The 21,136-nt window shown below is 56.2% G+C and carries 19 protein-coding genes; 3 read left to right on the top strand and 16 right to left on the bottom strand.

Annotated elements, in window-relative coordinates; translation table 11 throughout:
* Positions 1-381: 381 nt before the first annotated feature.
* The 16 genes from WNY39_RS17435 to dctP all read right to left on the bottom strand — a co-directional run bounded on the left by WNY39_RS17435 (position 382) and on the right by dctP (position 16,738).
* On the bottom strand, positions 382-1,245 hold the full coding sequence (locus WNY39_RS17435) for an EamA family transporter (RefSeq protein ID WP_342847600.1): 864 nt from the start codon (positions 1,243-1,245) through the stop codon (positions 382-384).
* Positions 1,245-1,583: a tRNA-binding protein gene (locus tag WNY39_RS17430; RefSeq protein WP_342847598.1), complete on the bottom strand. Its 339-nt coding sequence runs from the start codon at positions 1,581-1,583 to the stop codon at positions 1,245-1,247. Before WNY39_RS17430 ends, WNY39_RS17435 begins: the two co-directional genes overlap by 1 nt.
* A gap of 11 nt (positions 1,584-1,594) precedes the next feature.
* Complete coding sequence (locus WNY39_RS17425; protein WP_342847596.1) at positions 1,595-2,659, bottom strand: tartrate dehydrogenase; 1,065 nt, start codon at positions 2,657-2,659, stop codon at positions 1,595-1,597.
* Positions 2,660-2,670: 11 nt separating this feature from the next.
* Entirely contained in the window at positions 2,671-4,125 is a 1,455-nt protein-coding gene (locus tag WNY39_RS17420) for an NAD-dependent succinate-semialdehyde dehydrogenase (protein ID WP_342847594.1), read from the bottom strand.
* Between the two features lie 143 nt (positions 4,126-4,268).
* Entirely contained in the window at positions 4,269-5,459 is a 1,191-nt protein-coding gene (locus WNY39_RS17415) for an MFS transporter (RefSeq protein WP_342847592.1), read from the bottom strand.
* A gap of 72 nt (positions 5,460-5,531) precedes the next feature.
* Entirely contained in the window at positions 5,532-6,023 is a 492-nt protein-coding gene (locus tag WNY39_RS17410; protein ID WP_271551205.1) for an Lrp/AsnC family transcriptional regulator, read from the bottom strand.
* Between the two features lie 77 nt (positions 6,024-6,100).
* Complete coding sequence (locus WNY39_RS17405) at positions 6,101-6,823, bottom strand: haloacid dehalogenase type II (RefSeq protein ID WP_271551204.1); 723 nt, start codon at positions 6,821-6,823, stop codon at positions 6,101-6,103.
* Between the two features lie 4 nt (positions 6,824-6,827).
* Entirely contained in the window at positions 6,828-8,183 is a 1,356-nt protein-coding gene (locus WNY39_RS17400) for an aminotransferase class III-fold pyridoxal phosphate-dependent enzyme (RefSeq protein ID WP_342847589.1), read from the bottom strand.
* A gap of 124 nt (positions 8,184-8,307) precedes the next feature.
* Positions 8,308-8,934 (bottom strand): TetR/AcrR family transcriptional regulator, encoded by a 627-nt coding sequence (locus WNY39_RS17395; RefSeq protein ID WP_342847588.1) that lies wholly within the window; start codon positions 8,932-8,934, stop codon positions 8,308-8,310.
* 6 nt (positions 8,935-8,940) lie between these two features.
* Entirely contained in the window at positions 8,941-10,212 is a 1,272-nt protein-coding gene (locus WNY39_RS17390) for a TRAP transporter large permease subunit (RefSeq protein ID WP_342847586.1), read from the bottom strand.
* A 41-nt stretch (positions 10,213-10,253) separates the two neighbouring features.
* Entirely contained in the window at positions 10,254-10,748 is a 495-nt protein-coding gene (locus WNY39_RS17385) for a TRAP transporter small permease (RefSeq protein ID WP_342847584.1), read from the bottom strand.
* A 56-nt stretch (positions 10,749-10,804) separates the two neighbouring features.
* A complete protein-coding gene (locus WNY39_RS17380; RefSeq protein WP_342847582.1) occupies positions 10,805-11,800 on the bottom strand; it encodes a TRAP transporter substrate-binding protein in 996 nt (331 codons plus the stop codon).
* Positions 11,801-11,838: 38 nt separating this feature from the next.
* Positions 11,839-12,960: a Xaa-Pro peptidase family protein gene (locus tag WNY39_RS17375; protein WP_342847580.1), complete on the bottom strand. Its 1,122-nt coding sequence runs from the start codon at positions 12,958-12,960 to the stop codon at positions 11,839-11,841.
* Positions 12,961-13,805: 845 nt separating this feature from the next.
* Positions 13,806-15,095 carry a TRAP transporter large permease gene (locus WNY39_RS17370; RefSeq protein WP_342847578.1) on the bottom strand — a complete coding sequence of 430 codons (1,290 nt, stop codon included), beginning with the start codon at positions 15,093-15,095 and terminating at the stop codon, positions 13,806-13,808.
* Positions 15,092-15,667, bottom strand: coding sequence for a TRAP transporter small permease (locus WNY39_RS17365; protein ID WP_342847576.1), 576 nt, complete (start codon positions 15,665-15,667; stop codon positions 15,092-15,094). Before WNY39_RS17365 ends, WNY39_RS17370 begins: the two co-directional genes overlap by 4 nt.
* A 72-nt stretch (positions 15,668-15,739) precedes the next feature.
* Positions 15,740-16,738 (bottom strand): TRAP transporter substrate-binding protein DctP, encoded by a 999-nt coding sequence (gene dctP, locus WNY39_RS17360; RefSeq protein ID WP_342847574.1) that lies wholly within the window; start codon positions 16,736-16,738, stop codon positions 15,740-15,742.
* Between the two features lie 577 nt (positions 16,739-17,315).
* Between dctP and WNY39_RS17355 the strand changes: the two genes are divergently transcribed.
* The 3 genes from WNY39_RS17355 (at position 17,316) to WNY39_RS17345 (ending at position 20,905) form a co-directional block, all read left to right on the top strand.
* Positions 17,316-18,767 carry an FAD-binding oxidoreductase gene (locus tag WNY39_RS17355; RefSeq protein ID WP_342847572.1) on the top strand — a complete coding sequence of 484 codons (1,452 nt, stop codon included), beginning with the start codon at positions 17,316-17,318 and terminating at the stop codon, positions 18,765-18,767.
* On the top strand, positions 18,758-19,873 hold the full coding sequence (ald, locus tag WNY39_RS17350; RefSeq protein ID WP_342847570.1) for an alanine dehydrogenase: 1,116 nt from the start codon (positions 18,758-18,760) through the stop codon (positions 19,871-19,873). Before WNY39_RS17355 ends, ald begins: the two co-directional genes overlap by 10 nt.
* 570 nt (positions 19,874-20,443) lie before the next feature.
* Positions 20,444-20,905 carry a DUF1203 domain-containing protein gene (locus WNY39_RS17345; protein ID WP_342847568.1) on the top strand — a complete coding sequence of 154 codons (462 nt, stop codon included), beginning with the start codon at positions 20,444-20,446 and terminating at the stop codon, positions 20,903-20,905.
* The last annotated feature ends 231 nt before the right edge of the window (positions 20,906-21,136 follow it).

Here is a 21,136-nt window from a genome sequence, read left to right as displayed (position 1 = left end):
CATGCTACTTCTCCTATATGCAGGTGAAACTAAGCTCAGTCTAACCTGCTGGGTGAAGCAGCCGGTACATCCCATTAACTGTCATATCAAAGACTTGCCGCGAAAGTCAGCTTTTTGAAGTATCACCTTCATTTGACGCTGGCAGGCCAAGTACCCCCAACCTGTCTTCTCGTGGAGGGGGTTATACAGCCATCACGGCAGCAGAAACCGCAATTGCGACAAAAATGCAGAAGCCGAACAAAAGCGCATTTCTTACCTTTGGGGGCAATGGCTTTGTGTTTCTTGATACATCTGGCCGTTGTTCCATAGTTCAAGCCTTCCTAACAAATTCAGAGGAACACGGGCCCTGACAGGTTATCGCCTACGCATCCAAACGATCCCTTATGTCCTTGCCCCAAACTGAACGACTGCCCCCCCAAGGGTGATGAAAGCGATCGCCACGAAGATTTCCCAACCTGGTGTTCCCATGCCCAATCCAAGCATCAGGAGTGTGGAAAGAACTGGAGCGGAATACCCCAGAACACCCAACAACGCGGCATGTCCTTGGCGCATTCCCAAATCCCATAGGAAAAATGCACCGCCTGCCGGGCCAACTCCAAGGGCAAGGATAACCCCTATGTCGCGCCTCGCCAAATCCGGCCAATGAGCATCCGTCGCGGCCCACCAAACGCCGCACAACAATGATGCGCCGAGGCAAATTGTCGTGAGCGAGGCGATGGCATCGAACCGCTCGTGCCGCCGCAAATTGGAGAACAGCGCCCAGAGTAAAGCGCCAGAAAGGGCAAGACCGTAGCCGAAAACTTCGGATGATTGCAGCGCCAGGCCGTCTTTCCCGATCAACACACCGACCCCAATGAACCCGAGTGCGGCGCCCAGATAGCCAGGCCAACCACTGTGCAACCGGAAGAACAGGTTGCCGAGAATGATCAGGCATGCCGGCCACAGGTAATTGATCAGCGACACAGGGATTGGAGCGGCGTGGTGGAAAGCCTCCAGGTACACAAGGTGATAGGCCGCGAGCAGAGCGGCGAACAAAGCTACACGCCCGTCCAGCAGTCGGGCGGGCGTTCTGCCGGTCAGTCGACATATGGTCCAGCCTATGCCGGCGGCGATTGCAAAACAGAAAGTCAGAACCAGATGTGGTGGCAAGGAGGCCGACAATGCGCCAAGCGCCCCCAACGTGCCCCAGGACAGGATCGCCAGAGCGCCCAACCCCGTGTGCCGCACCGAGACCTGACCCTGCATCAGAAAACCTCGCTGCCCAACACCGCGTCATCCGATGGTTGCAACAGGATGGTCTCACCGGCCTCGTTCGGGACACCCATGATTAGGATCTCGGACTTGAAACCGGCAATATTACGCGGGGGCATGTTGACGACACAAACCACGTTTCGACCCATAAGGTCATCCTCAGCGTAGTTCTTGATCTGAGCGCTCGACCAGCGTTGTCCCAGCTCTCCGAAGTCCACGCACACCTTGTAGGACGGGTTGCGGGCACGGGCGAAATCCTTGACCTCGACGATCTTGCCCAGCCGCATTTCGACCTTGGCGAAGTCGTCATAGATGATTTCATCTTTCTTCATGGTGTTCATCCTTATGTAAGTGCGGCCAGAATGGCAGCTTCAGACCCTTCTGTATCGGCCGTGCCGCCCAGATCGCGGGTTTTGGTTTCAGGCGTCGCCAGAGAAGCCTCAATGGCACGTTCAATTTCGGCGGCAGCTTCAGGCTCGCCGAGATGCTCTAGCATCATGGCGGCAGTCCAGACCGCAGCAACTGGGTTGGCCACACCCTTGCCCGCAATATCGGGGGCCGAACCGTGGACCGGTTCGAACATGGACGGGAATTTGCCTTCGGGGTTGATATTGGCCGAAGGAGCGATGCCGATGGAGCCCGCGACGGCAGGGCCGAGGTCGGAAAGGATGTCGCCGAACAGGTTCGAAGCGACGACCACATCGAACCAATCGGGGTGCAGCACGAAATGCGCGGTCATGATGTCGATGTGAAATTGTGCGGTTTCGATACCCGGGTGCCGCTCGGTAGCAGCGGCGAAGCGTTCATCCCAGAACGGCATGGTATGAATGATGCCATTTGACTTGGTGGCCGAGGCGACGTGCCCACGCTTGCGGGTCTTGGCCAGTTCAAAGGCGTAATCCATGATCCGGTCGGTGCCGCGCCGGGTCAGGATGCTTTCCTGGATAGCGGCTTCGTGTTCGGTGCCCTGGTAAACCCGCCCGCCGATCTCGGAATACTCACCTTCGACGTTTTCGCGGACAACGATGAAATCGATATCGTCGGGCCCCCGGCCAGCCAGCGGCGAGGTGATGCCCTTCAACAACCGCACCGGACGGACATTGGCATACTGGTCCAACTCGCGGCGCAACGGGATCAAGAGACCCCAGAGCGAGACATGATCCGGCACTCCGGGAAAGCCAACCGCGCCGAGATAGATGCTGTCGAACGCCTTGATCTGCTCGATCCCGTCTTCGGGCATCATCCGCCCGGTTTCGTGATAGCGTTCGCAGGACCAGTCGAGCTCGCTCCATTCGACGGTAAAGCCGTGTTTTGCAGCGACAAGGTCGATGATGCGCTGGCCGACGGGCAACACTTCCTTGCCAATCCCGTCCCCGGGGATGGCGGCAATGCGGTAGGTCTTGGTCATGGGGATCTCCTTCAGGCGATGCCGCCGATATGCAGCGTTTTGACTTCGAGGTATTCGTCGATACCGTGATGGGCGCCCTCGCGGCCCAACCCACTTTCCTTGATACCGCCAAACGGGGCGACCTCGGTGGCAAAGCCGCCGACATTGATGCCGATCATACCGACTTCAAGGCCTTCTCCGACACGGAAGGTGCGGGTCAGGTCGTTGGTGTAGAAATAAGCGGCCAGGCCAAAGGGCGTGGCGTTGGCGGCTGATACCGCCTCTTCTTCGGTCTCGAACCTGAACAGGGGCGCTACGGGGCCAAAGGTCTCCTCGTCGGCCACCAGCATTTCAGACGACGCACCGGTCACGACAGCAGGGGTGATGAACCGGGGGCCGGCGTTGCTTTGCTCGCCGCCCACAAGGATCTCGCCGCCTTTGGCTGTGGCATCGTCGAGGTGGGACTTGATCTTGACGATAGCTGCCTCGTTGATCATCGGACCCATTTCAACGCCGTCTCCGAACCCATCGCCCAGCTTCAGGCCACTAACGACAGCCGCCAGTTTTTCGGCAAAGGCGTCGTATACACCTGCCTGCACGTAGATGCGGTTGGCACAAACGCAGGTCTGGCCACCATTGCGGAATTTTGAAGCCATGACACCCTCGACAGCCAGATCCAGATCGGCATCATCAAAGATGATGAACGGCGCATTGCCGCCCAGTTCGAGGCTCAGACGCTTCATGGTGCCAGAACACTGCTCCATCAGCAGCTTGCCCACCCGGGTAGACCCGGTGAACGACAGCTTGCGCACAACAGCGCTGCCGGTCAGCGCCCCGCCCACGCCCGCTGGATCACCGGTGACGATGTTGACCGCACCCGCAGGAAAACCTGCACGTTCAGCCAGAACACCCAGAGCCAGCGCCGTGAAAGGTGTGAACTCGGAAGGCTTGATCACCACCGGGCAGCCAGCCGCCAGTGCGGGCGCGATCTTGCGGGTGATCATAGCTGCGGGAAAGTTCCACGGGGTGATGATGGCGCAGACACCGACAGGCTGTTTCTGGACGATGATCCGGCGGTCCTGCACAGGGCTGGGGATCGTCTCGCCATAGACACGCTTGCCCTCTTCGGCGAACCACTTCACGAAAGAGGCGGCATAGGTGATCTCACCCCTGGCCTCGGCAAAAGGCTTGCCTTGTTCCAGCGTCATGAGCGTGGCAAGGTCGTCCTGCGCTTCCATGATCAGTTGGAACCACTGCTCCAGTAGCGCGCCACGATGTGCTGCGGTGGTCGTTTTAAACGTCGCGAAACAGGCCTCGGCGGCCGAAATGGCGCGTTCCGTTTCGCCCGATCCACAGTTTGGGACGGTGCCTACAACAGAAAGTGTCGATGGGTTATCCACGTCGATCGTCGCACCGTCGTCGGAGTCGATCCATTCGCCTGCGATCAGGTTTTGTTGACGGAACAGGGTGTTGTCGTTCAGTTGCATTGCGAAGGTTCCTCTGTGTTCCGACAAACACTACGAGATGGTTGCAATCATGGACGTCGAATTTGCCGGGCCAAGTGGCATGAAATGCTATTTGAATGTCGATTGGCGAAATGTTGTGCTGAACATCGATTTGGGTCGCTTCATCATCTCGCTCTTTGAACGAGAAGGATCACAATCGGCACCAGACTTGATGCGCCGGCCGCTGCAACGAAGATTGTCGCCAAACCATACGTCTCAACCGTCAAAGCAATCAAAAGAGGGCCAAAGAACTGGCCCATGGAAAGTGCCAGAAATACAAGACCGAAACCCACGGCGGCATCTTCAGAAAACACTTCCATCGACCACATACCCAAAGTCGCCGCGACAAATACGAAGAGGCTTCCAAAGAGGAAACCGGACACTGCGCCAAGGGCGAAATGACCGCTCAACGGCAAGAGTACCAAGGACAGAGCGATTCCGGTCTGAGAATAACTCAACGCCCGAGTGCAGCCCAATCGGTTTACCACCGATCCGGCGAAAACACCCAGGAACCCAGCGATGCCAACCACCGCCCAGAAAAGCTGTGCAACTTGAGTCGAGTTCAGTTCAACCCCGCCCAGCTTCAGGGCAAGTGTTGCGTTCGAAGTCAGCAAGTCCACCGCGAATGTCCAGTACACCGAGGTTACTATTCCAATGAGGGCGGCGATCAGCAGTACCAGTGCCCTCTCTGGACGCAGTAGCTGCATGGTGGTCATTCGAAGTGTGGTTTGAGAGGACACAGTTTGTGGAACTGCTTGAGGAACTGGGGGAATGACCTTTGCACACCACCAGGTAGATATGATGGAAAAACCCGCAAACACGATCCAGCACCAACGCCATTGGTCTGCCAAAAGGATGGCCAGGGGCGCGGACAGAACAACGCCGAGGCTGGTCCCCGAATTGACAATCGCATAAATTGTCCTTTGACGGGACTGGCTGACCAGGGCAGCGATCAACCCGGAAATCGGGGTATAGGCCAAACCCGGGCTGACACCGGCGATGGCCACCCCGAGCGCCAGAATACGATAATCTGTTGCGAAAGCCATGAGCAGCATACCAAATGCTGCCGCCAATCCACCCGCGATCAGGGATTTGCGTGGGTCCAGCCGTGACGAGATGTAAATCCCTATCAGGGTGACCAGGAAGTAGCTCCCGTAGGAGAAGCTGGCAATCAAAGCCAACCGAGTGTCGGTCAGAGAAAACGCGTCCCGGAACGTCGGGATAAACAGGCCATAGGCGTATCGCCCGAGGCCATATGACGTCGCAGTCATAAACATACCGGGCCCGACAATCCGGTAATCCAAAGTCATATGCATCGTTGTTCTTTCCCAAGTACTACCAAGAGCCTTGCACTGTGAAAGCACAGGCCAAAAGCTTCTGGACTGCCGTCAGTCCCGATTGACCAGGTCGTGGATCGGAACAGCGTGTTTCTCGGCCACCGGCTTGATCACGATATACGAGAAGTACTTGTCGATCCCGAGGTTGCGTTCCAGCAATTCCTCCATGATCTCCTGATATTGGGTGACGCCGCGCGCAACGAATTTCAACAGGTAGTCATACCCGCCGCTCAACAGGTGACATTCGACCACGTTCTCGTGGTTCTTGATCTCGTTTTCGAATTTCACGAAATCCTTGCGGCGATGGTCTGCCAGCGTCACCTCGGTGAACACGGTCACGTGCTCAGCCAGTTTCTTGAGGTTTATCACGGCACGGTAGTTCTGGATGTACCCCGCCTTTTCCAGGCGCTTGACCCGCTGCAGACAGGGGCTGGGGGACAGGCCCACAGCCTCTGCCAAGTTCACATTGGTGATGTTCCCCTGCTGTTGCAGGGTGGAAAGAATACTGATGTCGATCCGGTCGAGTTTTGGGGTCCCCACCATATTCTTCCCTCCTTTTGCACCTTATTTGGCGCGCAACTTGACCCAAAAACCGGTTCCCACTTTTCGGATTGCGCTTGTTAGCCAGTCAACTCTGCCTGATGGGCCTTTGCCATGTCCATCATGCTGTTGAACCGGAAGTTGTATGTCGGCATATCACCGGGGTTCATGGTCGCGCCAAAGCCTTCCTTATCATGGCGACGGTAGATCCAGCAATTGGCTAGCCCGTATTTGTTGGCGGGCGCATGGTCGTGGAACATGCTCTCGGCGGTGTGCAGGATGTCACTCTTTTCGATGCCCTGACGCGCCAGCATTTCGAGCATGTAGTCGAAATTGCGGTCGAAGGGCTTGTAGCTGCCCACATCTTCGGCTGTGTAGACGCCGTCGAAATGCACGCCCAGACGGGTGTTTGCGCCTGAGAAGGTGAGGTTGTCGGTATTGGTCAGCACAACCAGTTTGAAGTGCTTCTTCAGGTAGGTCAGAGCTTCGATCGTGTCATCGAATGCAGGCCAGTGGCGCGCGGATTTGCCGTAGGCCTCGCATTCCTCCCAGGTCACTTCCACACCCCACTCTTCGGCGATGCGGCGATACACAACCGGCAGAAGCTCGTGATACTTCTTTGCCGGCGTATACCGTTGCGTGGTGCTTTCGTAATAGGCGTGCGCCTCAAGGATATCATCACGCGTCAGGTGGCGGCTCACGCGGTCCGTCAGGGGTTTCAGCCCCGTGACCATTCCGGTTTCCCAGTCAAGCAGGGTGCCATAGACATCGAATGTGAGGGCTTTGAAGTCAGACAGTTTCATAGGGTTATCCTTTTACGTCTAGAATGGTGTCCAGGGTTGCGCGCAGGCGTGCGATCAGCAGGTCGACCTCGGCTTCAGTGATACAGATGGGTGGGGCAAGGCCGATCACGTCGTCGGCAAAGGCCCGGAAAATGATGCGGTTTTCATATCCGGCTTTGGCCAGCCGCGCGGCGATGTTCATCTCCTTGGCAGGTTTCACCTTGCTGGCCTTGTCGGTGACGATTTCGACCGCAGCCAGCAGTCCCTTGGCCCGGACTTCTCCAACAAGGGGATGATCCAGAAGCGTCTTCAGCTGCGCCTCGAAATAGGCACCTACCTTTTTCGAATTCTCGATCAACCCACCCTCGTAGAGCTTGATGACCTCAAGCGCGACGGCTGCACTGACCGGGTGGCCCGAGTAGGTGAAACCATGGCCAAAGGGCACACCGTCGGGCACGGCATCTGCCATCACCTGATAGATCCGGTCCGAGACAAAGACAGCGCCCATTGGTGAATAGCCTGAAGTCAGCCCCTTGGCAGTGGTCAGGAAATCCGGCGTCAGCCCTTCATGCTCGCAGCCAAACATCGGCCCGGTGCGGCCAAATCCGGTGATCACCTCGTCCACGATGAACAGGATGCCCAACTCGCGGCAGGTGTCCTGCATGGCCTTGGCATAACCTTCAGGCGGAACGATCACCCCGCCAGACCCTTGCACCAACTCCATGATGAAGGCGGCGACATTGTCCGCACCAAGCTCGGCCACCTTGGCTTTCAGGTTGGCGACGCCTTGTGCGATGATTTCCTCATCCGTGGTTGCATCGTTGCGATAGGGAAAGGGCGAAGCAATGTGGTGCTGCCACTGCATCGGCAGATCGAACCCGTCCTGGAAGACCGGCAGTGCAGTCAGCCCGGCACCATTCGAGGTGGAGCCGTGATAGCCCTTCTCCAACGCGATGAAGTGCTTCTTGGTGCTCTTGCCACGGGCATTGAAGTAATACCGCACCATGCGAATGACGGTATCGACAGCGTCCGACCCGCCCAGGGTGAAGAACACGTGGTCCAGATCGCCGGGTGACAGTTCCGCCAGTTTGGCGGCCAGCTCGATGGCCGGCTCGCTGCCGAAATGGAAATAGCCGGTGGCATAGGGCAGACGGCGCATCTGTTCAGTGGCCGCCGCGACCACGCTCTCATGGCCATAGCCCGCGTTAACACACCACAGGCCGGCAAATCCGTCCAGAAGTTCATTTCCATCGGCGTCGGTCAGAAACACCCCCTTGCCCGACTGCATGACCGTTACACCGCGCTCTTCATGCGCGCGGATCGGCACCACGGGATGGAAGTAATGAGCGCGGTCTTTTTCTATGAGCGAGTTTGAGAGCATCGTTTTTTCTCCGTCTTGGATTTCCATCAAGAGTAAGAGATATCGCCAAGAGGAAAGTGCGTTTTGCGGCGAAGTTTAGCAATTTCAGCTGAGGTTGTCAATTTCTCAGCATTTTATGCTGCGGCTATCCATCTGTGTTTGCGGGGATTAAGACAGATCGTGCTCTGATTAGCCAATTTTGCAGCATATTCTGAAAGTAGTCCGGATCATCTCGCCACTGGCTTTGAAAGGCCATGCCGCGGACAAGACACATGAATTCGTTCATCATGGCCTGACGGGTTTCAGTATCACAGCCGAAAGCGGCGAGCTCGACATGCCACACGTCATTGAGCGCGTCGTTGAATTTCTGCGATTCATCGGAAACATAAGCCAGCTCATCGACGTCAACGCGCGCTTCGGAGATATAATCCATGGACACTTGAAATATGCCGCTTTGGTATCGTGACCATATGTATTCTGTCAGGGCCTTCAATCGGTTCTGACCAGGTTGAAGAGTGCGGGCAAATTCACGCAACCGGTTCGACTCTTGCCGCAACATCTCGGCATAAGTTGCCTGAATGAGCGTCGCACGCGACGGGAAGTGATGCAGCATCGCCCCTCGTGAAACTTGCGCCTGCCTCGCGATGTCTTGAGTAGATGTGTGGGCAAGCCCCTGTTCTGCAATCAGGTTTTGGGCCGCTTCAAGGACTTTTGCCTGTGTGGCTGCTGAGCGCTCGGTCTGGGTTCGTCTCGACTTCACCTTTTGGTCCATACCGACTTACCCCGCGAGGTAAGCCGGAAGCCAAAGGGCAATTTGCGGAAAGACCACCATCAGCAACACCGCAAAGCACATCAGCAGGAAGAAGGGTATGGCATACACGGCGACCTTATGGATCGGCACCCCCGAAAACCCCTGAATAACAAAGAGATTGAACCCTACAGGCGGTGTCATTTGGCCCAGCTCAATCATGATGACAAGAAAGATGCCGTACCAGATCGGATCGAATCCAGCCGCGACGACCACTGGCAGTGTAATGGGCAGGCTCATCACGATGATCGAAATACCATCCAAAAAGAATCCGAGAAGGACGTAGAACAACGCCAGGCATGCGATCAGCACATAGGGGGACAGGTCCAAAGCGTCGATCGCCACCGCGATGTTACGCGGGATGTGCATGTAGCCGATGGCCGAAGACAGAAAGGCCGCGCACATCAGGATTGCACAGACCATGCAAGAGGTCTTAAGCGCATTCATTAGGGATTCAGACAGCATGGTGCGCGACAACTGCTTGCTGATGGCTGCAAAGCACAAGGCCGCAAATACCCCTATGGCCGCCGCCTCGGACGGTGTCGCCCAGCCCGTGTAAATCGAGCCCAGAACCACAAAGATCAGACCGAAGACAGGCGCGAGGTTGCGGAGAATGGCGCTTGCGCGGGCATCTTCTTCATCAACGGGATCATTGGGGGCAAGCGACGGTGTGATCGTACAGCGCGCCGCAAGATAAACAGCATAAAATGCCGCGATCATCACGCCCGGGACCACACCGGCGATGAAAAGCTTCGCGATCGAAACTTCTGCCAGAACGCCATAGATGATCAGGACGATTGATGGAGGGATCAGAAGCCCGAGGCTGCCAGCCCCTGCCAACGACCCCAGCGCAAGGCTTTGAGAGTACCCGCGCCGGTTCAATTCGCTGGTCGTGATACGACCGACCGTCGCAGTTGTGGCCGCGCTGGAGCCGGAGACCGCTGCAAAGAGAGCCGAGCCCAGAACGTTAGTATGCAAGAGCCCCCCGGGAATCTTCGCGACAAGCGGAGAAAGACCTTTGTAGAGCCGCTCGGAAATATCCGTTCGGAACATGATCTCGCCCATCCAGATGAACATGGGAACGGCAGCAAGCTCCCATGAGGATGCGCTGCGCACGATGATCCGACTGGCGATTGCGCCTATCTTGTCAGGAGAAAAGCCCATGAAAGCAAAAAGGGACATGGCAGCGGCAGTTGCGAGGGCCAGAAAAACCCACATGCCCGAGGCCAGAATGGCCAGCATTAGAATGAAGACGGCAAGTGCCGTTGTAACGGGGTCCATGGTCAGTCCTCTTGAGTGATTTCGATGAAAGGTCGCACGACCATTGACGCCAGCTGCAGAACCAAAAGGCAGGCCCCGACAAAAACGACGGCGTCAGGGATCCACAAAGGCACTTCTGCGACGCTCTCGCTGACTGCGCCACGCTTCCAGTTCTTGGTGAAGTTCCTCCACAAGAACGTGCAGAAGAATGCGCCAATACCGGTGGCGCATAGGGCCACAATGACCTCCAACCAATGCCGTGTTCCTGCGGGCAATCTGTCAGTCAACAAATTGACCCGGATCATGCTTCCATCGCGCAAGGTCCATGACAAGGACAGGAAGGTAATCGACAATACGGCAAACCCAATGAACTCATCCAACACATGGGTCGAGGTGTCGAAGACCGACCTCAGGACGGTTTCCAGCAGTATGTGGGAAACCGCGTAGACCAGGATGATACCAGCGCAGATCAGAGCGAGGAAAGAGGCGGCATCGATGGCGCGCAAGAAAAATCGCATGGGGTGCCCTCCGGCGAACGGCTGTGGGGCCAACGAGCTCCACAGCCAAAGATTGTTTATTGAGCTTTCGCAGCATTGAAGGCGTCGATCAGGGCTTGGCCCCGCTCACCCGTGCTGTCCAACCAGTCTTTCAGAGCAGCATCACCCGCAGTCTGAAGCGCATCGCGGTAGACATCGTCATTCGATGTAACAACTGTCACATTGTTCTCTGCCAGCTCGGCATAGGTTGTTGCCAGACGATCCGGGATTGCGGCCCAGTTCAGGTCACGGGTTTCGGCAGCTGCAGCCAGAACAGCTTCCTGCTGCTCTGCACTTAAGCCGTCGAAGGTATCCTTCGAAATGTGTACGAAGTTTAGCGGGATGGCGTAGTTGTAGATCTCGGTGAATGTATCGAAGTGCTCCCAGAAGCTGCCCGACACGCCACCCTCGGCTGATGTCAGAACAGCGTCGATGGCACCCGTCGAGATCGAAGGCACAACGTCGGCCCAGGACAGGCGAACAGCGGCTGCGCCCAATTCATTCAGTGCGGTGGTACCATTCTTGTCATAGGTACGGATTTTCAGCCCGGCCAAAGCAGCTGTGGAATCCATTGCATCCTGCGCCCAAATGCCCGACGGGGGCCAGGGAGACGCGTAGAGCAGAATCTGGTCATTTTCTTCGAAGACCCTTTTGAATTCAGGCTCGGCCACACTGTAAAGCAGTTCAGCCTCTTCGACCGTCGTGACGAAGAATGGCAGCGATGAGATCAGGAAAAGCGGGTCGATCCCACCGAGTGCGCCGCCATAGGTGTCAGCGATTTCCAGGGCACCTTCACCCACCGCGTCAAAGTGGTCAGCCGACTTGTAGCCCAGAGCACCACCGTAGTGCACCACCACCTCGACAGAGCCACCGGTCATCTCAGCGACAAGCGAGGCAAAGCGCGCATCTCCAACGCCATGAATGGACGTGGCTGAGTATTCGTTAGACAGGTTGAGCGTTATGTCCTCCGCTTTTACGGCTTGTGCCGTAGTAAGTGAGAGCGCTGCTGCGCCCGCCAGAAGCATATGTTTCATTGGAAGTCTCCTTGTTGGTTTGGGTCTTTTCGGGGAGTTCAATTGCCGAGTGTCATCGAGACGATGTCATGCGGCATGTCGGTCAACAGCTCGTAGCCGTCAGCAGTGATCAAAACCGTATCGGAATGGCGAAACCCGCCCTGGCCGCGCCAGTAGATGCCCGGCTCGATGCTGATCACCATGTTCTCTTGCAGGATGTCGTCGCTGCCTTCGGCAACCCAGGGGCCTTCATGGCCACCCATACCGATGCCATGGCCGACGCGATGCAAAAGGTTGTTTCCAAAGCCCTCGGAACGCAGGAATTCCATCACCTTGTGGTCGACGTCGTGACAGCTGACACCCGGGCGCAATTGAGAAAACCCGATGCGGCCGGCTTCGACCATGGTATTGAAAACCTCGGCATCTTCGGGTTGGGGAGGAGCGACAAAGAAAGTGCGTTCGGTTTCGGCGGAGTACCCGTTCACACGCAGGAAGGAGAGGCCAACATTGGGTCCTTCGATCAGCGTGTCCTCGGGCTCTGGAAAGCGGTGCGGCTGGGCAGAATAAGGCGCGGCCCAAATGCCCTGCCAAACGCTGGAAATGTAAGGATCAAGATAGCCCTCTTCGCGGGTGATTTCGTCCCGCAACAAAGCATTGGCGCGATCAGTTTCAGAGATGGTTCCTCCAAGGTGCGCGAACTTCATCGCCAGCTTCAGACCCTTGTCGGAATACTTCGCCGCCTTGCGAACTGCGGCGATTTCAGTCGGGCTTTTGATCATCCGCAGCTGTTCAACAAAGGGCAGAACCTGCGGCGACCATTCTGCCAGCGCAACCAGAAGTTCGCCGGTGATCGACATCTCGACCCCGATCGCGGCATCGCTGGGAAGAACGCTCTGCAGTGCTTCAAGATAGCTGCCGCCCGCCGGTGCAGGATAGTCGATATATTCAACGATTTCATGCGGCACTGCGATGGTCGCCATGTTCTCCGCCTCGATCCGAGGTGTCAGGAAAACAGGCTTGGCGCCCGGGCGGACAATGATGAAAAAGGGGCGTTCAAAGGGTTCGTAACGAAAGCCGGTGAAGTAAAAAATGCTGTCTTTGGTCGAGATCAGAAAGGCGTCCAGACCTGCCTTTTTGATTTTCTTTTCGAGTGCAGCAAAGCGATTTTTGTGTTCGGGCATGGTCTTCCTCAACTTACAATCAGGACTGACTGTTTCTTTATTGAAGCCCGATCCGCCCGACGCTTTCTGCTTTTCTCAAGCTGGCTTCAGCACGGAATGTGGCCCAACCCGCCGCCGTCAGCAGAAAATGTTCGGTCGCGCAAATCGAGGGAATTGACCGGTATGAGAGATTCTGGTGCGGGGAAAGGTTGGCAGCGTTTTTCGGAAGCACGCTTCTTTTTGGGCTTGAACACACCGGTTTCATGAAGAGCGGCTTGTGAGGCCAGAAACAATGAAAGCCGGCAATGCATGCCGGCTTTCAGTTGCTTTGAATTGAAGGTTTGGTGCCTCTACATCCGCCTGAAGACGTCATGCCAGCGAAACAACCATTGCTCCGATCACGGCGAGGCCGACTGCTACAAATCCGATGAATTCAGCGGTGTGTTTATGGTCTTGGGTCATTCTTCTGTCTCCTTTGGGTACTGAATGGCAAGCTCGGAAAGTGAGCTCAAGAACCACTTAAAGCATTGCTTTTGAACATTAAATTATAGAATGAGCATCTCGGCCATGCTCGCAGCGCATGCCTCAGGAGGCTAATTCGAACATTTGAAGGCCGACTTGAAATTTTGTGCCGCGACAAGAAACCAGACGGCATTTTCTTCCAAGGAAGCAGGCAGCTCTCTAACCAGCAGAATGAACCGCCGAAAGGAGGCAATACGAATCATTCAGCGTAACAGGCCGTGGAGCAGAAACTTCGTGCATCGGTTCGCTCGATGGGGAAAAGGAGACCCGAAATCGACAAGGCCGCACCCGCACAGGCACGGCCTTTTCTCATTGCAAAGCTACCGAGGAGACGGCTTTCCGTCTCAGCCCAGCAGCAGTTCAGGAAGCCACAGGGCTATCTGGGGAACGAACGTCGTCAAGGCCAGTGTGGGCAACCAGGCAAAGATGATGAAGACCAGGGTTGGCCACAACATGCTTGAGACCGGTGTCTTGGTGATCTTCGCTCCCAGGTACAGTAGTGGCGCCGTCGGCGGCGTGATATTTGCCATGCCGAGGTTAACCCCCAGAACCGCCGCGAAATGGATCGGGTCCATGCCTACCCCTTGGACGATCGGCAGCAGGATGGGGGTGGACAGAAGCAGACCACTGATATCATCCATAAGCATTCCGATCAGGATCATGACCACATTGACCATCAGAAGGATGATGATCGGATTGTCCGAGACCGAATAGACCAGATCCTTGGCGATGTTGGGAATGTCTTCGAAGATCAGGAATTTGCTGACGATCAGCACCATGAAGATCATGACCATGACCACCCCGATGATTACACCAGCATCCGTCAGCGCATCAACCAGCGTCCGCCATGTCAGGCCACGATAGACATAAATTGCAACAGGAATGGCATAGACCACCGCCACGCCCGCAGCCTCAGTCGGCGTCATGATCCCGCCATAGATGCCGCCAAGGATGATGAGCGGCATCAACAAGGCGGGAAAGGCGAGCGTTGCCTTCTGGCGGAAGGCCATGCGGAAGTCCGTCGGTCGTTCAAGCAACTGGATGTCGTCATGTTTGCGTAACATGAACTGGTTCACGACGATCAGCAGGGTGATCAGGATCAGGGCCGGAACGACCGTCGACAAGAAGCATTTCAGTACGGACTGCTGCGCCACCCAGCCGTAAAGGATGTGGTTCCCGCTCGGCGGGATCAGCAGCCCTAGGGGGCTTGCACAAACGATCAAAGCAGCTGACTGACCCTCGGGATAATTCGCGCGCCGCAGATGCGGCATCATGATGCTGCCGATACAGGTCAACGTCGCGTTGGCGGCACCGGAAATCGATCCGAATATTCCGCAGGCCAGAACTGTCGCCGCGCTCAGACCTCCTTTGAGATGCCCGATGAACAGTTCGGCGAGGCTGACGAGAGGGGCTGCGATCCTGCCACGCTCCATGATCGTTCCCGCGATCATGAATAGCGGGATGGCCAGAAGGACTAGAGAGCGTAACTTTGTCGATCCGGAAGGCAGGTAGCCTGAAACCTCGTGCCCTCCCATAGCCGCAAGGAATAGAAGCACAGCGCCGAAGGCGACATAAACGCTAACGCCAAGCAACAGCATGCCGCAGATGATGACCAGACTACCTGCGATGATCATTGGCTCGCTCCCTCATTGTTCTGTTCAATTGGTTCAGGGCCGTCGCCATATTCGACCTCAACGCCGCGGATATGGGCATAGAGATATGCTGCAGCGAAGACCGTCATGAAGAAGAATCCGAGGAAGATGGAAAGCCGCCAGACGAAATAAGGGATCTTCAGGGCCGGGGTCATTTTCCAGATCGGATATTTGGTGATCTCCTCGGCAAGCATCAGATAGCCCCAGTAGAGGATTGCTGCGGTAATGAGGAATTCTATCGTGAGAACGATCAGCCGCCGCCACCAGCGAAGCTTTTCGTTCTTGATGATGATCCCAAGGATGTCGGCGTTGATGTGGTGCCCCCTCTCCGAGGCCAGTGCAGACCCTGCAAAGAAACCCCAGAAACAGACCGTCAAAAGCCACTCTTCATAGGCAAACAAATCGCCGTTGAACCCGTAGCGAACGATCACCACCAGAAAGAAGGTGACCGACATCAGGAAACCGCTCAGGACCACGATCCAGCGCATCAACGCCAACGAGCCCTGAAGTGGCAGCCCGACAACCTTCGGAAATATCTCAGTAATGTGTGCCATCGCTCCCACCTTGCTGAACTCAAAAGAAATTGGGCCGGCAACATGTGCCAGCCCAATCCGTTGACCAGAGCCTCACTTCAGGCTGAAAAGCAGACGATCGATGTTGTCTTTGCCAACGCTTTCTTCCAGCAGCGGCCAGATGTCGGCACGCACCTTTTCGACCATCGCCTTTTGCTCTTCCGGCGACAGCTTCAGGATGGTGTAGCCGCTTTCGACCAGCTTCTGTTCAAACACCGCATCGTTTTCGCGGTTGTAGGCAAAGAAGTCGTCCGAGGCTTTGGTGAAGGCAGCCTGGACTGCGGCACGCTGCTCTTCATTCAGTTCCGCCCAGGTCTTTTCAGATACGTAGTACGTGGTGTTCTCGGGGATCGAATTGTACTGGACGAAGTGGGTGCCGACGTTGCTTTTGGCAAAGATCGAATAGGTCGCGGTCTTGGTGCAGCAGATTGCGCCATCGACAATGCCGGACTGGATCGCAGGGAAAATGTCACCCCAAGACATGGTCGTGGCCTGGAAGCCCAGCGTCTCGACCATCGACTTGACGACATTCGACGACCAGACACGGATGTTCATGTCTTTCGCGTCGAAATTGTTCCAGTTGGCAGGTTCCTTGGTGGCGACGATGCCGACGAAACCTTCAGGGTTTTGACCAAGTACGCGCACGCCATGGTCTGACAGGATCTCCTGCAGCAACACGTTGTATTCGGAGTCCAGGTCACGGATGACCGAGTTCATCTCGTCCCAGTCACTCACCAGGAACGGCATGGACAGGAACTCAAGACGTTGGTCCGTATCGGCATAGATGAAGGCCGAGGCGAAATCGATGTTGCCGCGGGCGACGTCTTCCAGGAGCGCCTCACCAGAGCCCAGCTGGTTGGCCGGGAACACCGAAACCTTAAGGCCCACATCAGCTGCTTCGATGTCTGCCTTGATCTGCTCCATCATCACAGAGCCCTGATGGTCCACCGGGAATACGCCCGCAAATTTAAGACGCATGTCGCCCGCAAAAGCGGGGGCGGCAAGTTGCAGCGCGACAGTGCCGGCAGCCAGATATTTCACGAGTTTATTCATCTTCAGTCTATCTCCTCATTCTGAAGCTGTGGTGTGATTGAGGCGGAGTCGAAGCACCGTGTTGGAGCGTTCTGCAGGGAAGGCATCAACAGCGCGGGCCAGGTCAGCCGTGGCCTGCAAGCAGGTCTACGGACATCATCGCCATCCCTTGGCCAGCCAGCGGATAGCCGGGTTTTGGGGTGACGATCGAGCCCGTTCCAAAGTTTCCTCTCCTCCTCATGGATGCCATTCAGAGTAGAGTTTTGGTCAGATCTGATTGTGCTGAAGACACGCGGGAAACGGCAGATTCTGTGGGCGCAGGTAGATTCGGTGATGGATTCTGTTGGACAGCGAAAATAGCGCGGTTCCTCAAAGCCCGTCTATTGATCCAATGTTGCTCGCCTTGGTGTGTGTAGCGTGCGGGGGGCCGCTCAGTGATTCTGATGGCAGAGTTTTTCCCGGCTCTCGATGGGACAGAACCGTTTGATTTTTCGCACAGCGGCCAACACCGCACAGAATGCCCAATCTGCCCCCGAAAACGAAATTTCATGAAGAGCGGATCCCTTAGCATTGCCTGAAGACACAGGAAGGGCACGCTATGACACCTTATGAACATGTGCTGGCAGGATTGCCCGCAGGGATCGTTGTTCGAGACCAAGGCATAATTGCCGGTTACACGACGGATTTCAGGAAGAAATACACCGGTGCAAGCCCGGCGCTACTGCGCCCGCGGTCTACCGAAGAAGTTTCTGCGATTGTCAGGCTCTGCAACCTGCATGGTGTGGCACTCGTACCCGTCGGGGGGAACACCGGGTATTGTGGCGGCGCCACGCCCGATGATGGAGGCCAACAGCTTCTGATTAGTCTGCAACGCATGAACAAGGTCCGCGAGGTAGATGCCGACAATCTGTCGATCACAGTAGATGCAGGTTGCATTCTTTCCGAGATCCATGAAGCGGCTGCGCAAGAGAGCCTGATGTTTCCCCTGTCGCTTGGGTCGCAGCAATCCTGTCAGATTGGCGGAAACATTTCGACGAATGCCGGTGGGGTTTCCGCAGTTCGCTATGGCATCACGCGCGATCTGGTTCTGGGACTTGAGGTTGTACTGCCGGATGGCCAGATCCTGAGCAACCTGTCTCCCCTGCGCAAGGACAACCGGGGCTATGCCCTGCATCACCTTCTGATTGGGGCGGAAGGCTCGCTGGGGATTGTCACCGCAGCGTCCTTGCGCCTGTTTTTGCCGCCTATCACCCGGGTAACGGGTTTTCTGGCCATCCGTGAAATCAGCGATCTGATGCCGCTGCTGGCAAAAGCTCAACAATATACGGGCGAGGCGATCACGTCCTTCGAGTTTATTTCCAGCATGTCGCTCGATCTTCTGCTTGCCAAAAAGCCGGAGCTGCGCCGCCCGATCTCAGCCCCCTCAAAACACTATGTTCTGATCGAGGCCGCGACCTCTTCGCCGATCCTGCCTCTCGATCAGGCCATCGAGGCATTTTTCGAGGATGGAATGTCCGACGACATAATCGTGGACGGTGTTATCGCGGCAAGCGAACAGCAACGTTTGGATTTTTGGAACCTGCGCGAACACATCCCCGAAGGAGAAGTGTTGAACGGTGGGTCCGTGAAACATGACGTCTCGGTTCGCACCTCTGACATGGCCAGGTTCATAGAACTTGGAGCCGCATTGGTCGATCAATACGGCCAGGGCGCACGCCTCTCGATCTACGGGCATGTCGGAGACGGCAACGTGCACTTCAATGTCCTCGCCCCTGAAGGCGCCGATGCGCCGGCCTTCCTTGAAGAGGTGACTTCCGAGGTCTCTCCGCGCATCTACGATCTCGTGGCCAAAATGGATGGATCATTCAGTGCCGAGTACGGGCTGGGTCAGGACAAGCTGCCGCTCAACTTGAACTACGGTGATCCGGTCAAACGCGATCTCATGAACACCCTCAAAAAAACTCTCGACCCCCTGGAAATCATGAACCCCGGGAAGGTCGCTCACTCGCGTTTCTGCGCATTAAATGGAAAGGAAGTACAATGCTTGTAGGCGTTCCAAAGGAAATCAAGAACCACGAGTATCGCGTCGGGCTGACACCAGAAAGTGTGTCCGAGTTGGTGTCGCGGGGGCATGGTGTCATCGTCGAAACCAATGCAGGCGTCGGAATCGGCGCGACCGATGATCTCTATCTGGCCGCAGGCGCCGAAGTCGTCTCTACAGCAGAAGAGGTCTTTGCTCGAGCGGACATGATCGTCAAAGTGAAAGAGCCCCAGGCCGTCGAACGCAAGATGCTGCGCCCGGGGCAAATCCTTTATACCTACCTGCACCTTGCTCCCGACCCCGAGCAGACCAGGGATCTGGTGGAGTCCGGCGCCGTCTGCATCGCCTACGAAACTGTGACGGACGCCAAGGGCGGTCTGCCGCTGCTGAAGCCGATGAGCCAGGTCGCTGGGCGCATGTCCATTCAGGCTGGCGCTGCCGCTCTGGAAAAGGCGCATGGCGGTCGTGGCGTGCTTCTGGGTGGGGTTCCGGGGGTCTCTCCAGGTAAGGTCGTCATCGTTGGCGGCGGCGTGGTTGGCTTCAATGCCGCACAGATGGCTGTTGGCCTGCATGCCGACGTCACCATTCTTGACCGAAACCCCGATGTTCTTGAGCGTCTCGAAAACCACTTCGAAAGCTCGGCCAAAGTAGTCTACTCCACACAGGCAGCCCTTGAGCGGCTGGTTTCGGAAGCCGATCTGGTCATCGGCGCGGTCCTGATCCCCGGCGCGGCAGCACCCAAGCTGGTCACGAAAACTATGCTGGGTCAGATGCAACCTGGTTCGGTGATTGTCGATGTCGCCATCGATCAGGGCGGCTGCTTCGAAACATCAAAGGCTACCACTCATGCTGATCCGACCTATGTCGTTAACGATGTTGTTCATTACTGCGTTGCCAACATGCCCGGCGGCGTTGCCCGGACTTCCACATACGCCTTGAACAACGTGACACTGCAACATGCTCTGGCAATTGCGGACAGTGGCTGGAAAGCAGCGTTGAGCAGTAACCCGCATCTGCTCAATGGATTGAACGTTGTGGACGGACAGATCACCTACCAAGCTGTCGCCGAAGATCTCGGCTACCAATATGTTGCGGCAGAGAAATTCGCAGCATAGGCGGTCGGGTTTTGAGTTTTCCTGCGCTGACACTAAAAGGTCAGTGCAGGAATCTGTTCTTTGAATATCATTTTGGTTGAAGTGTGGTTTGCCACATAGCGGACTTTCCACGATTCCCTATCGAAGAATACTTTCCCGCCCTCCTTGTTCCGCGAAGTTGCTATGCGCAGACTGCGGTCGCTGGTAGCTAGCGCAGCGAAAGCACAGTTTGTCCGCGACCCGATTGTTGAACCCGTGTGCAGCGAAAGGGTAGTTTGGAATTTTCTAATTTCGATGATCGGAACGGCTGGTTTGGTGAAATCCGCTGCGCTGCCAAAAGTGTTTCGCCGCAACTGCAAACGAATGCTGCTTCAGCAACATGGCTAAACGTCAATGTCGGGAAAGTCCGCAAAGCCGCCCTCGGAGGGTGGAGTTGGTTCAAACAACATCCGCAACCGCGGCGAATTGCTGGAAAGAGCCCAATAGTCCCCGATGCTGCAGATCGCGCCAACGACTTCTTTTCCGCATCTTTCGGGTCGTCCAAGCGGTTGTCGATGCACTAATACCCCCTCAAACGAAAGGATTGGATCAATGCCTATTTTTGAAGGAATACCCGTCGAAACCGCTGATAAGTACCGTGGCGGATTGCCAGACGCTTATGGGAAAGTAGCCGAACGGAAGATCAGCGATGGAGATGCCCCTTGCCGCTGTTGTCTCCGCCCCGTGCCAAAAGGGGAAGAGATGCTTGTCTTGGCATATCGTCCATTCACTGAATTACAGCCCTATGCTGAGACAGGGCCTGTATTTTTGTGTGCCAGCCCTTGTGCGCCGTCAGAAAAATCCGGACTTCCCGAGATACTCACGTCGCCTTCATATCTACTGAAAGGCTACTCCTCTGATGAAAGGATTATATATGGCACCGGCCAGATTACTCCCACCGATCAAGTGGCGGGATACGCCGACGAATTGTTGGGCCGTGAAGATGTTGCTTTTGTTGACTTGCGCTCTGCAAAAAACAATTGCTGGCAGGCCCGCCTAATAGCGGAATCTTAAAGGGACAGGATTTACCTTTTCGGACGTTCGCGCATCTGTGGCGAATATCTCAAAAGTCCGCGCTCCGGACCAACACTGTCCAAATCGAGCAGTTGCGGCGAATGTCGGCAATGCGGGCTGTGACCGCAGCATCCTGATCGGTCGGCCAGCGGCAGCTAATGGGATGTACCGGCTGCTTCACCCAGCAGGTTAGACTGAGCTTAGTTTCACCTGCATATAGGAGAAGTAGCA

It is taken from the genome of Sulfitobacter sp. AS59 (genome assembly GCF_038899995.1).
GTDB lineage: Bacteria > Pseudomonadota > Alphaproteobacteria > Rhodobacterales > Rhodobacteraceae > Sulfitobacter.
The sequence above is the reverse complement of the archived record's forward strand: the minus strand, read 5'-3'. Positions and strand labels throughout refer to the sequence as shown.